The organism is Paracoccus rhizosphaerae (assembly GCF_026162645.1).
In the GTDB taxonomy this organism is placed as follows: Bacteria; Pseudomonadota; Alphaproteobacteria; order Rhodobacterales; family Rhodobacteraceae; genus Paracoccus; species Paracoccus rhizosphaerae.
In genome coordinates this window covers 66265-81071 of sequence record NZ_JAOTBE010000009.1, presented here as the reverse complement: position 1 = coordinate 81071, position 14807 = coordinate 66265, and the positions used below count along the sequence as shown (strand labels likewise).

Sequence of the window (14807 nt, the reverse complement as noted above, 5' to 3'; positions counted from 1 at the left end):
CCACAGCCACGTCGTGACCATCCGAGGCGAGAGCTACAGACTGCGCAAGACACCAGCAACGTTCAGACCAAAATGGAGGGGGTCAGTTCCTCATGACGCCGAGGGGTCGGTTCCTGATGTCACGTGACAAGCGTTTCGAAGGCGGTCTCGACGGCGGCGTTGCCGCAAGAGTTGCCTTTGCCGCTCATTGACAGCTCTCGGTCATGGTCGCGCAGGACGTTCTGGTCGTGGTGCGAACAGCCGCGGTCGCGGTGGAAGATGCAGCCCGGGGGGGATCGCAGGGCGATGGCCATCTTCAAGGTCCGGATCGCCAGATCATGCTTCATCCGTTGCTGACGGCCTAGACGAGGATCCGCCTTGGATGCAGGTCCAGGACACCGCGACATACAGCCATCCCTTACAAATCCAGTGTAGCTGATGCCGCCCGCCATTTCTGGTGGGCCCGATCCGCCGTGAAGTCACGGTTGAGCGAGGCACGCTCGGCAGAAGTAGCTTTGCGGATTGGCAGTATGTAAGGCCGGCCTCACCTGCTCTGACAGCGCATTCTGCAGGAGTGGCGGAATTGCTCCTGTGGCTGCGTGATACCGTCAAAATCGGCCCGCCACTTCGTGAGTCGCGCTGCCCATGCCGTGTTGGCAGCGTAGTTCGTGTAAGGACGCCCGGTTCCACGCCTGTCGGAGGAGCCAGTCAGGCGCGACGCGCAGACCACGGAGCCTGACCGCATGGATCCGCTATGCAAGACATTGGACGGCAGAAGCATGCACCGACTCGGTAACGGATGCCCTTTGTCGGTGGTAGAAACTTCTCGTAGCGTACGTCAGGGCGTCAGACCATCGAGTGTCCTGAGCCGGCGGGTGAAATCGTAGGGTGCGATGAGCTCGTTGGGGTGCGTTCGCAGCTGATCGTGACTGTCATAATGGAAGCGCTTTACGTTCCGAGGGGGAATGATCCACCGGACCATTCCGCGGTCCGCTTCACCCGGCTTGATCGTGCGGTTCATCCGCTCGACTTGGCGGTCGTCCAGGGATGCATTATCTCTCCTTCAGCCTGTGCTTTGCCCCATGCTCGCGGCACACGCGGCCAACGATGTGCGCGAAGGTCGTCGCGTCGCAGCTCCGATTTGCGAACTGCATACCGTTTCGACACCTTGTGGACCGGCAAGGAACTGCGGCAATCAGGTCGCGCAGGAACTGGGCTGCAGCCACCTTCCCGGCCTTCGAGGCGGACAAAGGCGAACTCGCTGATGCGGTCTATCACCACAAAGAGATGCGGCTGCAGATTGTCTTCGGCGGTCTGCACTTCCGCGATGTCGATGTGACGAACGCCGATCGGAAAGCGTGCGAAGCGCTGCCGTTCTGGCTTGTTTCCGTCCAGTTCAGGCAGGCGCGATAGTCCCTGCCGCCGCAGGCAGCGATGCAAGTCCGAGCGCGTCAGGTATGGTATGGGGGGTCGCAGCGCCTAGAGGCAATCATCCGGCGGCCGCAGCGTGTGGCGCCGGAACGCCACGACCCTCGCCTCTTCGGCCTTGGACAAGACCGTCGAGCGCGGTTCCTTCGGCGGATCGCGTCCGGTCTTCGAATCGTTCGACCGTCGCCCCCTTGCGCCTTTTCGCCACCGCCTTCGGATTGATGCCCCACTCTCGGCTCAGCGTCGCGAGCAACGCGTGCGATCGTTCGGGCGCTAGAACCAATGACGGGCAGCCGTCACTATTGTAGCTCGGGTGGCATGCGTGGTCGTGGCGCTTCCGTGACGACCTTGCCCCATGGGGCACCCTTTCATTTGAAAAAAAGGATCGCACCGTCGAATCGAGGACTTAAACACTTAGCAGGGAAACCCGAGAAGTCCCTTCAGTGTTTTCTTTGGCATTCTTTGAAAGTAGCGGGCCAAAACTGCCTGATGTTGTCCGGCTGTTCCTCTGCCTAATTGAAATTCAAGCTTGGCAAAAGTAACCTTGCCCCCTGAGGCAGAAGCCTTTCTACATCTTGTACTGGAGCGGGTGAAGGGAATCGAACCCTCGTCGTAAGCTTGGGAAGCTTCTGCTCTACCATTGAGCTACACCCGCATTGCGCTCGCGTAGCGCACCTTTCGGGCAGCGTCAAGGGTCAGCGAAGGCCCATCTCGGCCAGTGCCGCTGCGACCGCAGGAGGCAGCGGGACCTCGGAGGCGCGGCCTTGCGGAAGGTCATCTGGAGCATCGGCCGGGGCAAGATAGCGCCACCCCTGAAAAGGCCTACGCGGAACGGCCGCCACGCGGACAAGGTCGCGATCGAGCAGCAATCCGCAACGCCTGATTCCATCGTCGCCTTCCACCGGCTCCAGCGCAAGGATGCGCTGGCGCGCCATCATCACGCCCTTGAAGACCCAGAAGATCGACCCGCCCGCCAGCAATTCGCCCTCCCGCTTGGGCCACATGCGGGTCACATGCCGCGCGGGTCCGGTGCCGAAGCGCTGTGCCTGCCACGCGGCCAGATCGTCCGGACCCTGGGCGCCCACGCATAGCTTCATCATGTGCAGTTTCGCTGTCATGAGCCTGACCTAGTCGCCTTCGGGACGCTTTCCAAGATCCCGTCATGTCACATCCGCCGCAGCCATCACATGTCCAAGAGAAACGCCGTGCCAGCCAGCGGGGCTGCATCAGGACAGGCTGGCCTTCGACCCTTCGCCGAAGACGACCAGCGATGGTGCTGAAGGTCATGGCTTGGTTCAATACTAATTCGTCCACCACCTCGCCGCGCATGGTGATGAACGGGACGGCATCCGGCCGCGTCAGCAAGATGAATGGACTGCGAAGAACTGTCGGTGGAATTGTGGAGCGAGATGAAGTCAAATCGCCCGTCGTCCCGTCAACGCTAGCAGCTTGCCGGCGGGCTGGACCGCCCGGATTGTCAGCGACCGCCTGACCGGCAATGTCGGCAACGCGACGGCTTGTATCCTTGCGGCGGCACCAGAGGCGCGGCAGCCACAGTCAGGAACTGGCGTGGCTGCTCCTCGCCGTCTTCCAGATGAGCGTGTTCCAGTCTGAATAGAACAGCCAATTTCGGCGTCACTACCGTTAGCTTACCATCAAATCGCCTGGACCAGAGTGACTCGGCTGTCGTTTATGCCCGGCATACTGACGGCGCTGCTCTGGCGGTGGCAGGACCAAGCGCTTTACCAGAAGCGACGCACCAATGGATCAACTTGTCATTTGAGGAAGCGCATTGCCCCCGCCGCTTGCCGGATCAGAACCCGAAGGAAAAGCGGCGGGTCACACCCAGGCGAAGCGAGGGCTGGTACTCGTCCTGAACGACCGGCGAGTCCGCGGCGTCTCCGATCAGCTTGCCATAGCGGACCTCGCCCAAAAGGGCGGTCCTGTCGTTAAGCGCGTATTGCGCCTGGAAGGTGATCGCGGCCTCATTCAAGCCGCCACCCGGGGTCGTGACGTCGTACCCGCTGGCTGCGCTTTCGTCGGCCGTCACGCCGAAATAGGTGTTGTTGTAGTCATCATCACCATAGACGACCTCGGCCCCCGACCAGAGGTCGAGACGATCGCTCAACTCGGTCCGGTACTTAACGCCGACCTCTCCGGTCAGGCCTTCGTGACCGTCAAATCCACGCCGGGCGCTGGCATAGGCGCCCAAGGGTCCCATGCCATAACGGACCCGCAGGCCCAGCTCATATGCACGGTCGATGTCGTTCAGGCCGGTCAACCCGTCGTCGTCGCCGCTGTCGCGCGGCCCGACGATCCCGAGTGACGGCGCGATCGAGAAGCCCTGCGCCGGCGCATCGCCCACTTCGCCGAAGCCCGCGTTGCGCCAGATGACCCAAGGCGCGACCTCGGCCTCCTCGGCGCCCGGATAGACAGGCTTCAGCGCGGCACCCAGCCCCAGATCAACCGAGAAGGTGCGGCCACCCACCACGCCGAAATCCTGCCCATGCGCAGGGGCAGCCAGAAGAAGGGCGAAGGCCAGGGTGTATTTCATCGTGCGAATCCGGATCGAAAGGTTAACGTCATCTAGGAGCGGATGCGCCACCGGCACAACCGCTCATGGCATCTTCACGTCCGCGCGGCACATTTCAGCAACAGGCCCGTTGGTCAGACCTTTTCGGCGGATTCGAGCTTTTCCAGCGCACCCATCCACAGTTCCTCGGCGAAGGCCAGCGCACGGACCGCCTCGGCCCGCTTCTTGCCCCACTTCTCGGCCTCGTAGGGATCGTTGTAGAGCGCCGGATCAGCCAGCTTGACGTCGAGCTTGCCCATCATCTCGGTCAGCTTCTGGACGCGCTCCTCGGCTTTGCGCGCCTCGGCCCGCAGGGCCAGCACCGCGTCGCGCGAGGGGCGCTTGGGCGCGGCAGGCTTGGGTGCTTCCCTCTCGGACGGTGCGTCGCCCGTCAGCAGGAACTTGCGGTAGTCGTCCAGATCGCCGTCATAAGGCGCGACGGCACCGTCCTTGACCAGCCACAGGCGGTCGGCGACCAGCCCCAGCAGGTGCATGTCGTGGCTGACCAGCACCACGGCACCGGTATAGTCGTTCAGTGCTTCGGACAGCGCCTCACGGCTTTCGATGTCCAGGTGGTTCGTCGGCTCGTCCAGGATCAGCAGGTGCGGCGCGTCGATCGTGGCCAGCAGCAGCGACAGCCGCGCCTTCTGGCCGCCCGAGAGCTGGCGGACCTTGGTTTCGGCCTGCGCCTCCATCAGGCCGAAACCTGCCAGCCGGGCGCGCTGCTTCGCCTGCCCCTCGTCCGGGCGGACCGAGCGGATGTGGTCCAGCGGCGTTTCATCCAGATGCAGCTCGTCCACCTGATGCTGGGCGAAATAGCCGACGCGCAGCTTGTTCGACTTGGTCACCTTGCCCGCCATCGGCACCAGCCGGTCAGCCAACAGCTTCGACAGTGTCGATTTCCCCTGGCCGTTCCGGCCCAGCAGCGCGATCCGATCATCCTGATCGATCCGCAGGTTCAGCTTCTGCAGCACGGCGCGATCGCCATAGCCGACCGAGACGCCCTCCATCGCGACGATCGGGGGCGACAGTTCCTCGGGCTGCGGAAAGCTGAAGCGGAACAGCTTGGCTTCCTCGGGGGCGGTGATCGGCTCCATCTTGGCCAGCATCTTGACGCGGGCCTGGGCCTGGCGCGCCTTGCTGGCCTTGGCGCCGAAGCGGTCCACGAAGCTCTGCAGATGCGCCCGGCGGTCGGCCTGCTTCCTTGCCTCGGCCGCCTGCAGCGCGCGCTTTTCCGAACGGATGCGGGTAAAGCTGTCATAGCCGCCGGTATAGAGCGTCAGCTGCTTGTTCTCGAGGTGCAGGATGTGCCCGACGGCGCGGTTCAGAAGACCACGGTCGTGGCTGATGATGATGACGGTGTGCGGATATCGCGCCAGATACCCTTCCAGCCACAGCGCGCCCTCCAGGTCCAGATAGTTGGTCGGTTCGTCCAGCAGCAGCAGGTCGGGTTGCGCAAACAGCACCCCCGCCAGCGCCACGCGCATCCGCCAGCCGCCCGAGAAGTCGCTGGTCGGCCGCGCCTGGTCTGCCGCGTTGAAGCCCAGGCCGTCCAGAATGGTCGCTGCCCGCGCCTCGGCCGACCAGGCGTCGATGTCGGTCAGGCGGGTCTGGATCTCGGCGATGCGATGGGCGTCGGTGGCAGTGGCGGACTCGTCCATCAGCTGCGTCCGCTCGACATCGGCGTCCAGAACGGTGTCCAGCACCGACCGCCCGGTCGCCGCCGATTCCTGCGCGACGCCGCCGATGCGGGCCCGCGACGGCAGGCTGATCGCGCCGCCGTCCAATGCGAGCTCTCCACGGATCAGCTTGAAGAGTGTCGTCTTGCCAGCCCCGTTCGGCCCGACGAGGCCAACTTTATGGCCTTCTGGAACAGTGGCGGTGGCACCGACCAGCAAGGGGCGGCCCTGAACGGAGTAATTGATGTCATCGATGCGCAGCATGGGCGGGGCATGGCCCAAGCCGCGCCCGTCGTCAATGCCCCGCCAGACGCCACCTGCGGATTGTTATGTTATACTACATCTGTATTGGCATCGCATAGGAGCCAGCCATGTAGCCACGACCGCCGCTTTCCCGTAACAGTCCTGTCGGGCTTTCTGGCTGCCGGCAAGACGACGCTGCTGCACAACCGTGAAGGTTTGCTTGTCGCCGTCATCGTCAACGACATATCAAAGCTGAACATCGACGCCGACCTTATGCGCGCCGAAGGCATGGCCTGCACCGACGAGACCTTGGCCAAAATGTCAAACGGCTGCATCTGCTGCACCTTGCGGAAGGATCTGCTGCACGAGGTGCGCACGCTGGCGCAGGAGGGGCGGTTCGATTACCTGCTGATCGAAGCGACCGGCATCCGCAAAACCCCTGCCAGTCGCCACGACGTTCGAATTCGCCGACGACCCCGCCGCCGGCTTGGCGGACGTGGCGCGGCTGGATAGGCTGGTCACCGTGGTCGATGCCGTAAACCTGCTTCAGGACTTCTCCAGCCACGACTTCTTGACCGATCGAGGAAAGGTCGTGGGCGAGGCCGATGAACGCAGGCTGGTGAACCTCCTGGCCGACTAAATCGAATTCGCCAACGTGATCGTGCTGAACAAGTGCAGTGACGCGGGACCAGATCGCGTCGATGCCGCGCGCAAGATCATCCGCGCTCTGAACCGCGCCGCCCGCATCATTGAGACCGATCACAGCCGCGTCGCCCCGGGCGACATCCTGAACACGGGGCTCTTCGATTTCGAGCGGGCACATGAGCACCCGAAGCGGACCATAGAGCCTTGCGGCTTTGCCGACCCCACCCCCGAGACCGAGGAATACGATGTCACCAGCTTCGTCTATCTTGACCGCTGCCCTTCGAGCCGCGCAAGATCCACGAACTGCTGAACGGCCCCCTGCCCCGCGTGATCCGCGCCAAGGGTCACTTCTGGATTGCCACCCGCCCCGATTGGGTGGCCGAGTTTTCGCTGGCCGGGGCGCTGTCGTCCGTCAGGCCGCTTGGACAATGGTGGGCCTCGGTGCCGCGGGACTGCTGGCCGTCCTACCCGCAGGGCCGCGGTTATTTGGAAAGTCACTGGAGCGAGCCCTTCGGAGACCGGCGACAGGAACTGGTCTTCATCAGAACGGGCATGGACGAAGACCGCCTCCGCGCCCGCCTAAACACCTGCCTGCTGGGCGAGGATTGGGGCGATAGTCCTGGGGACTGGGCGCGGCTGCCGGACCGCTTCCCCGCGTGGCGCCGCGCCACCGAAGCCGCATAACTGTGCGGCGCAGCGGCTTCGTGACCCAAGTGCCGCAGCCGCTGCGGCGCCGCGCGGGCGATCAAATGGCCGCCTATGACGCACTGCCCGCGCCCCTGCGGCTGTGGCTGTCGCAGGCGGCGCTGCCCTGGTCGCGGGCCTCCTGCCTCCGGCCATGGCGGAAGCTCCGCGCCGCAGGTGCAAGTCCAGAGGAGGCACCGGCCGCGCTCGACCTTGCCGAATCCCGCGCTCTGTGCCGCGCGATTTCAAGGCGGAACCACGCTGCCTGACGCATGATCACCTCTGGCATCTTGATGCGCCCGTTCCCAATTGGACGGGCAGGACAAGATCACGAAAGGACATCCCATGCGCAGCGTCACCCATGACCGCTTCGGCGAACCGGCCGAGGTTCTGGCAACCACTCCAGCCGACAGGCCGCAGCCCGGCTCCGGCCAAGTGCTGATCCGCGTGGTCCTTTCCCCGATCCACAACCACGATCTCTGGACCGTGCGCGGCAGCTATGGCGTCCGCCCCGATCTGCCCGCCATCGGCGGCAGTGAAGCCGTGGGCATCGTCGAGGAATGCGGCACCGAAGTCGATCCCGCGCTGGCAGGTCGCCGCGTCGCCGCAGCCGGCCTTCGCGGATCTTGGGCCGATTTTGCGCTGGCCGATGCAGGCGGGATCATCCCCGTGCCCGACAGCATGCCCGATGAGGCCGCGGCCCAACTGATCGCCATGCCGTTCAGCGCCATCACCCTTCTGGAATTCCTGCATGTGAACGCGGGCGACTGGGTCATCCAGACCGCCGCCAACGGGGCCGTCGGCAAGATCATGTCGGTGCTGACGCAGTCGCGCGGCGTGCGTCTGGTGAACCTGGTCCGGAGGCGCGCAGCCGCCGAGGAACTGGCCGCCATGGGCATGACCGACATCGTCTCCACCGACGACGCCGACTGGGTCACGCGGGTGCGCGACATCGTGGGCCCCGACGGTGCCCGCGCGGCCATCGATTCCGTCGGCGGCAACGTTGCCGCAGGATTGGTCGACCTGCTGGGCGTCGAGGGCCTTCTGGTCACCTTCGGATCGACCACGGGCGAGCCGCTGCAGCTTCCTGCCGGGCCGATCATCTTCAAGCACCTGTCGGTGAAGGGCTTCTGGGGCGCCCGTGTCATGCCCGCCACAGCGCCCGAAGATCGTCAGCGCATGTTCGGCGAACTGATCGGGCTGGTCATGGACGGCAAGCTGAAGCTGCCTTCGGGCGGCGAATTCGGTCTGGATCAACCGGCCGAGGCCGTCACCGCCGCCCTGACGCCGGGACGCGAAGGCAAGATCATGTTCCGGCCCTAACCCAAGCCCGTCTCGCGCAGGTAATGGCGCACAGCATCTGCCACATGGCGGAAGCGGTCGCCGCCCAGATGCTTGCCGCCATACCAGCGCGTGACAATCACCACATGATCCTGCAGGCCGGCCCGTTCGAGCATCTGCAGGATCAACGCACCTGCGCCGCTTTCGCCGTCGTCATCCTTGACTGGATCGCCGCCCATAACGGCAGCCCAGCTGTGGTGCGTGGCTTTGGCGAACCGCTTGCTGCGCCTCAGTTCGGTCAGCAGCGCGGCGACTTCGGTCGCGTCGCGGACAGGCCCGCCCGACACGGCATAGCGCGACCCGCGATCCGAAATGATCTTGTCGAAGACCTTCAGGTCAGGGTGTTGTGACATGGTGCCCCGGCAAGCAATCTGTTGACCTTAACGATGCCGCCGCAGGACGGACCCGGTGCCCTGCGAACCGGTCCCTGCAAGGCGGCGTTTTCGTCGTCGCATCCTGTCGCCGGCGGCTGCCAGATGCAACCGCATCGGCGATGGCGCGATGCTGACCGACGGGGGCACATGCCCCTTCCCCGTGGCGGCCTGACGTGACAGCATACCGCAACAGAGGGAGAATGAGATGCTGCCGCAACGCACGGGATTTCCGCGTGACTTCACCTTCGGCGCCGCGACCTCGGCCTATCAGATCGAGGGGACAGCGGGCGCCGGCCTGTCGCATTGGGATACTTTCGCCGCCACGCCCGGCAACATCGCCGACGACAGCAACGGCAGCCGGGCCTGCGACCATATAAACCTTTGGCCGCAGGACCTGGACCTGGTGCGGGACGCGGGCTTCGACGCCTATCGCTTCTCGACCTCTTGGGCGCGGGTGATGCCGGACGGAATGACGATCGACCCTCAGGGGTTGGATTTCTATGACCGGCTGGTGGACGGGATGGTGGAACGGGGCCTGAAACCCTTTGTCACCTTCTACCACTGGGAACTCCCGGCGGCGCTGTCGGCCATGGGCGGCTGGCAAAACCGTGACATCGCCGCACGCTTTGCCGACTTCTGCACCGCCGTCCATGACCGCATCGGTGACCGCACCGCCACAGCCGCCACCTTGAACGAGCCGTGGTGCATCGCCTGGCTGTCTCATTTCCTGGGCCATCACGCGCCCGGCTTGCGGGACATCTCGGCGGCCAGCCGCGCCATGCACCACGTGCTGCTGGCCCACGGGACGGCCATGCAGGCGCTGCGGGCGTCCGGCGCAAAGAATCTGGGCATCGTCCTCAACTTCGAGACCAGCCACCCCGCCGACAACAGCCCCGGCGCCACGCAGGCCGCCGAAACGCAGGACGCGATCTATAACCAGTGGTTCATCCGCGCGCTGATGGGCCAAGGTTATCCGGATGCCGCGCTGCAGGGAATGCGACCCTATCTGCCGCAGGGCTGGCAGGCGGACATGGACCTGATCGCGCAGCCCCTGGACTGGCTGGGCGTGAATTATTACACGCGCAGGCTCTATACCGCCGATCCCGGCCTCTGGCCCCATGCGGCCGAAGCGCCGGGCACGCTGCCCAAGACGCAGATGGACTGGGAGATCCGCCCCGAGGGCCTGACCGAGTTCCTGACCCGGCTGGCCCGCGACCACACCGGCAGCCTCCCGCTTTATGTGACGGAAAACGGCATGGCGCTGGCGGCGGGGCCGGACGTGGCCCAGGACCCCCGCCGGGTGCAGTTCATCGCCGATCACCTGCGCGCCACAAAGGCAGCGATCGACCAGGGCGTTGACGTGCGCGGGTTCTTCTACTGGTCACTTCTGGACAACTACGAATGGGGTTGGGGATACGGGCCGCGCTTCGGGCTGGTGCATGTCGACTATGACACGATGACGCGGACGCCCAAGGCCAGCTGGCACGCCTTCCGCGACATGCTGAGGGGCTAGAGCGCCCCTTCCCGCGCCACCTGCAGGATCATCCCGCTGGCCTTGTCGGCGATCATCGTCACCGGAGCATGGGTGTTGCCCGACACGATCGAGGGCATCACCCCCGCGTCCACGACCCGCAGCCCCGCCATGCCGTGAACGCGCAGCTTTTCGTCGACGACGGCCATGGGATCGTTACCCATCTTCGTCGTGCCGACGGGGTGGAAGATGGTCGTCCCGACATCGCCTGCCGCACGGGCCAGATCGTCATCGCTGATCAGATCGGCGCCGGGCTTGACCTCGATGGGCGTGAACTCTGCCAGACGTCGCGTGGCCATCAGCTGCCGGGCGTGGCGCAGGCTGTCGATCGCCACCTGCCGGTCCGACGCCGCCGAGAGGTAACGCGGCGCGATGGCCGGGGCGGCACCAGGCTCGGGCGACATGATGTGGCACGACCCGACACTGTCGGGACGAAGGTTGCAGACCGAGATCGTCAGCCCCGGAAAATCGTCCAGCGGATCGCCGAACTTCGCCAGCGACAGCGGCTGGACGTGGTATTCGATGTTCGCCGTCTCGTACGCGTCCGAGGACTTGGCGAAGATCCCCAGCTGGCTGGGCGCCATGGCCATGGGACCGCTGCGACGCAACGCGTATTCCAGCGCAATGCCCGCCTTGCCCCAGATCGTCCGCGCCCGATCGTTCAGCGTGCGCGCGCCGCTGATGCGGAACACGGTTCGCAGCTGCAGATGGTCCTGCAGGTTTTCGCCCACCCCCGGCAGATCGTGGACCGGCGCGATGCCCAGGCCCGCCAGCCGGCCGGCCTGACCTATCCCCGACAGCTCGAGCAGCGCCGGAGAGTTGATCGCCCCCGCAGCCAGGATCACTTCGCCCCTGACGCGCGCCAGGCAGCGTCTGCCGTGCTGGTCCAGAACCACGCCCGTCGCGCGGCGGCCGTCGAAGGACAGGCGCCGAACCTGGGCGTCGGTCTCGATCCGCAGGTTCGGGCGGCCGCGGACGGGGTCCAGGAACGCCTTGCGCGCGTTCCAGCGGATGCCGCGACGCTGAGTCACAGGAAAATAGCCCACGCCTTCGTTGTTGCCGCAGTTGAAGTCCGGACAGGCCGGCAGGCCCAGTTCCTGCGCGGCCTCGGCCACGGCATCGAGGATCGGCCAGCGCAGGCGCTGCTGCTCGACCCGCAATTCTCCGGCGTCGCCGTGGATGTCGCAGGCGGGGCCATAGTGCCGCTCGGTGGCGCGGAAATGCGGCAGGACGTCAGACCAGCCCCAACCGGTGTTGCCCATCTGCCGCCAGCGGTCATAGTCGGCCGACTGCCCGCGCATATAGATCATGCCGTTGATCGACGAACAGCCGCCCATGACCCGCCCGCGGGGATAGTTCAGCCGCCTGCCGTTCAGCCCCGGCTCAGGCTCGGTCTGATAGCACCAGTCCAGCTTGGGGTTGCCCATCGCGTAAAGATAACCCACCGGCACATGGACCCAGAAGCGGTTGTCATGGCCCCCGGCTTCCAGCAGCAGGACCCGGTTGCGCGGATCGGCCGAAAGCCTGTTCGCCAGCACGCAGCCGGCCGACCCTGCGCCCACGATGACATAGTCGTATTCGCCCAGATCCTGCATGCCCGTCCTCCCGCCGCGAAGGCTAGCGGCGGTCTTGGGCAGGGGCAAGATCGCTTGCGGTTGCGGGGGTGTCCCCCGCAGGCTATCTGCGACGGGTCACAGAACGGTAGCCGAAGGGATTGCCATGATCGTCATCGCCGCCGCCATCATCGGAGCGCTGCTGGGCCTTCGCCGCGCCAGTCAGCTGGGCGGCAACAGCCGCGACCGGGCGCAATACGCGATTGCCTTCGCCCTGGGATTCGCGATGATCGGATTGTTCGCCACGATCATCATTCACCGGATGGCCTGATGTTCCTGCCCTTCCTCGACAGCTTGCGCCGGCAGGGGGTTCCGGTGTCGCTTCGGGAATGGCTGGACCTGATGGGCGGCATGGAGGCCGGTGTCGCCGGCTGGACGGTCGACGGTTTCTATGGATTCGCGCGCCTCGTGCTGGTCAAGGACGAACGGCACCTCGACCGGTTCGACCGCGCCTTCGCGGAAACCTTCGGCGGCCTGCAGGACATCCCCGTCGAGGCGCTGGTCAACGACCGCGCCCTGCCCCGCGAATGGCTGGAAAAGCTGGCCGAGAAGCTGCTGACCGATGCCGAGAAGGCCGACGTCCAGGGCAGCGGCAGCTTCGAGGCGCTGATGGACAAGCTGCGCCAGCGGCTGGCCGAACAGCAGGGCCGCCACCAGGGCGGCAACAAGTGGATCGGCACGGCCGGAACCTCGCCCTTCGGGGCTTACGGCTACAACCCCGAAGGCGTGCGGATCGGTCAGGATGAAAGCCGCCACCGCCGCGCCGTGAAGGTCTGGTACAAGCGCGAATTCCGCGACTTCGACGACCGGGTCGAGCTTGGCACCCGCAACATCAAGGTCGCGCTGAAGCGCCTGCGGCAATGGGCGCGTCACGGCGCAGCGGACGAGCTGGACCTGCCCGGCACCATCCGCGCCACCGCCGATCACGGCTACATAGACGTCAAGACCCGGCCCGAGCGTCGGAATGCCGTCAAGGTTCTGCTGTTTCTGGATGTCGGCGGCAGCATGGACGACCATATCCGCGTCGTGGACGAGCTGTTCAGCGCCGCTCGCGCGGAATTCAAGCACATGCAGCACTTCTATTTCCACAACTGCCTCTATGAGGGTCTGTGGACCGACAACCGCCGCCGGTGGGCCGAACAGGTACCGACCTGGGACGTCCTTCACCGCTATGGCCGCGACTACAAATGCATCGTCGTGGGTGATGCGTCGATGTCCCCCTACGAGATCGCAGTACCCGGCGGCGCGAACGAACACTGGAACCCCGAGGCCGGAGAGGTCTGGCTGCGCCGCCTGGCGCAGACATGGCCGGACCACATCTGGCTGAACCCGGTCCCGGAGGCGCAATGGCGCCGCACCCAGTCGATCGGCATGATCGGCCAGATCTTCGAAAGCCGCATGATGCCCCTGACGCTGGACGGGCTGACGCGCGCCATGCGGATGCTGGGATGACCGGCCTGGCCCACCTGCTGCCGGTCTGAGGCCGTGGCTGCTGGGACTGTCGGCGTTTCTGTCCTGTTGATCAGCGCAGGCGCGCTGACGGGCACAGGGCACCTGCAATTGGTCGAGATGGCGACCGCGGCGGTCGTCGGCGCCCCGATGGGCGACATTTTGGCGTTTCTGCTGGCGCGGCGGCTGCACCCTTGGCTGGCCCGGCCGGGGCGGCGGGGTGCGGTGCTGGCACGGGCACAGGCGCTGGTGGCGCGCCGGGGCGCCTCGGGGGTGTTCCTGTCGCGCTGGCTGATCACGCCGCTTGGACCCGCCAGCAACTACGTCGCCGGGGCGGCTGGCCTGTCGCTGCCCCGCTTCATGGCCGCCAGCGTTCCTGGAAAGGCGATCTGGGTCGCCGTCCACTTTACGTTCGGCCATCGGGGGGGGGTCGCGGCTTTCGCGGAACCGAAGCGGCGGCACCGAAGGCGCTGGCCGTGGCTGCGGCGCTTGGTCTCGGTCTTTGGGCGTTGCAGCTCTGGCGGCAACAGCGCGGCAGTACCATATTAAGCCGATGCTGAAGTTCACGCCGCTTCTTCTTCTGGGCCTCTACCTTGCCGCGATGTGGTTCTTTTCCGCGTGGCGGCTCAAGCACGAGCTGAACGAGAAGTCGACGCCGCTGCGACATCCGCGCCTGAAGCCGATGCTGGAACGTCTGGGTCGGGCCATGGACCTGCCGCCGATCGAGGCGCATATCTATGAGATCGAGCCGATCAACGGCTTGGCCGCACCCGACGGCCGCATCTTCCTGACCCGCGGCTTCATCCGCAAGCTGGACGCCTGCGAGGTGACGGCCGAGGAGTTGGCCAGCGTCATCGCGCACGAACTGGGTCACGTCTCGCTCGGGCATTCGCGGCGGCGGATGATCGACTTCGCCGGCCAGAACGCGATCCGCTTTGCGCTGGCGGGGGTCCTTGGCCGCTTCCTGCCGGGCTTCGGCGCCTGGATCGCGAATGCCGTCGCCACCGCGGTTGCGGCGCGCCTGTCGCGACAGGACGAGTTCGAGGCCGACCGATTTGCCAGCGCGCTGATGATCAAGGCGGGGTTCGGGACCGAGCCGCAGAAATCCCTGTTCCACAAGCTGGACCGGCTGACCGGCAACCGCGGCACCGCGCCGGCGTGGTTCCTGTCCCACCCCCCGACCGCCCGCCGCATTGCCGCCATCGAGGCGCACGAGGCCCGCTGGCGCAGTTGAAGGCAGGGCTTGTGGCGCGGACGATAGCCCGTATC

General features: G+C 65.7%; 12 protein-coding genes, 1 tRNA gene and 3 pseudogenes. 8 read left to right on the top strand and 8 right to left on the bottom strand.

Going from position 1 to position 14807, the window contains the following annotated elements:
- Positions 1-128: 128 nt before the first annotated feature.
- The 6 genes and pseudogenes from OC184_RS05830 to OC184_RS05800 form a co-directional block, all read right to left on the bottom strand.
- Positions 129-469 (bottom strand): annotated as a pseudogene (locus OC184_RS05830) (DDE-type integrase/transposase/recombinase); the annotation flags it as partial.
- Between the two features lie 351 nt (positions 470-820).
- Positions 821-1764, bottom strand: a pseudogene (locus OC184_RS20700) (IS481 family transposase); the annotation flags it as partial.
- A 224-nt stretch (positions 1765-1988) separates the two neighbouring features.
- Positions 1989-2062 (bottom strand) — tRNA-Gly (locus tag OC184_RS05815).
- A 40-nt stretch (positions 2063-2102) separates the two neighbouring features.
- Positions 2103-2525, bottom strand: coding sequence for a DUF1489 family protein (locus tag OC184_RS05810; protein ID WP_265506237.1), 423 nt, complete (start codon positions 2523-2525; stop codon positions 2103-2105).
- Positions 2526-3220: 695 nt separating this feature from the next.
- A complete protein-coding gene (locus OC184_RS05805; protein ID WP_265506236.1) occupies positions 3221-3961 on the bottom strand; it encodes a MipA/OmpV family protein in 741 nt (246 codons plus the stop codon).
- A gap of 113 nt (positions 3962-4074) precedes the next feature.
- Entirely contained in the window at positions 4075-5922 is a 1848-nt protein-coding gene (locus tag OC184_RS05800; protein ID WP_265506235.1) for an ABC-F family ATP-binding cassette domain-containing protein, read from the bottom strand.
- A gap of 84 nt (positions 5923-6006) precedes the next feature.
- On the opposite strand from OC184_RS05800, the pseudogene OC184_RS05795 reads away from it, so the two are divergent.
- The 3 genes and pseudogenes from OC184_RS05795 (at position 6007) to OC184_RS05785 (ending at position 8553) form a co-directional block, all read left to right on the top strand.
- Positions 6007-7230: pseudogene (locus tag OC184_RS05795) on the top strand (GTP-binding protein).
- Positions 7203-7499, top strand: coding sequence for a DUF6525 family protein (locus OC184_RS05790; RefSeq protein WP_322630181.1), 297 nt, complete (start codon positions 7203-7205; stop codon positions 7497-7499). The pseudogene OC184_RS05795 and the gene OC184_RS05790 overlap by 28 nt, the downstream one beginning before the upstream one ends.
- 76 nt (positions 7500-7575) lie before the next feature.
- Positions 7576-8553: a zinc-binding dehydrogenase gene (locus tag OC184_RS05785; protein WP_265506234.1), complete on the top strand. Its 978-nt coding sequence runs from the start codon at positions 7576-7578 to the stop codon at positions 8551-8553.
- Here OC184_RS05785 and OC184_RS05780 read toward each other — a convergent pair.
- Positions 8550-8924, bottom strand: coding sequence for a YigZ family protein (locus OC184_RS05780; RefSeq protein ID WP_265506233.1), 375 nt, complete (start codon positions 8922-8924; stop codon positions 8550-8552). The two genes, OC184_RS05785 and OC184_RS05780, sit on opposite strands and share 4 nt — an antisense overlap.
- A gap of 226 nt (positions 8925-9150) precedes the next feature.
- Between OC184_RS05780 and OC184_RS05775 the strand changes: the two genes are divergently transcribed.
- Entirely contained in the window at positions 9151-10458 is a 1308-nt protein-coding gene (locus OC184_RS05775; RefSeq protein WP_265506232.1) for a GH1 family beta-glucosidase, read from the top strand.
- Here the strand turns inward: OC184_RS05775 and OC184_RS05770 are convergent.
- A complete protein-coding gene (locus tag OC184_RS05770; protein ID WP_265506231.1) occupies positions 10455-12071 on the bottom strand; it encodes a GMC family oxidoreductase in 1617 nt (538 codons plus the stop codon). The genes OC184_RS05775 and OC184_RS05770 overlap by 4 nt on opposite strands.
- A 124-nt stretch (positions 12072-12195) precedes the next feature.
- Here OC184_RS05770 and OC184_RS05765 point away from each other — a divergent pair, with 124 nt between their 5' ends.
- The 4 genes from OC184_RS05765 to OC184_RS05750 are packed head-to-tail and all read left to right on the top strand — an operon-like array spanning position 12196 to position 14772.
- Positions 12196-12360 (top strand): hypothetical protein, encoded by a 165-nt coding sequence (locus OC184_RS05765; RefSeq protein ID WP_265506230.1) that lies wholly within the window; start codon positions 12196-12198, stop codon positions 12358-12360.
- Positions 12360-13541, top strand: coding sequence for a vWA domain-containing protein (locus OC184_RS05760; protein ID WP_265506229.1), 1182 nt, complete (start codon positions 12360-12362; stop codon positions 13539-13541). The genes OC184_RS05765 and OC184_RS05760 overlap by 1 nt, the downstream gene beginning before the upstream one ends.
- A gap of 33 nt (positions 13542-13574) precedes the next feature.
- Positions 13575-14087: a DedA family protein gene (locus OC184_RS05755; protein ID WP_265506228.1), complete on the top strand. Its 513-nt coding sequence runs from the start codon at positions 13575-13577 to the stop codon at positions 14085-14087.
- A 4-nt stretch (positions 14088-14091) separates the two neighbouring features.
- The gene (locus OC184_RS05750) at positions 14092-14772 is read left to right on the top strand and encodes a M48 family metallopeptidase (RefSeq protein WP_265506227.1); all 681 of its coding nucleotides are present in this window, start codon (positions 14092-14094) and stop codon (positions 14770-14772) included.
- Positions 14773-14807 lie beyond the last annotated feature (35 nt).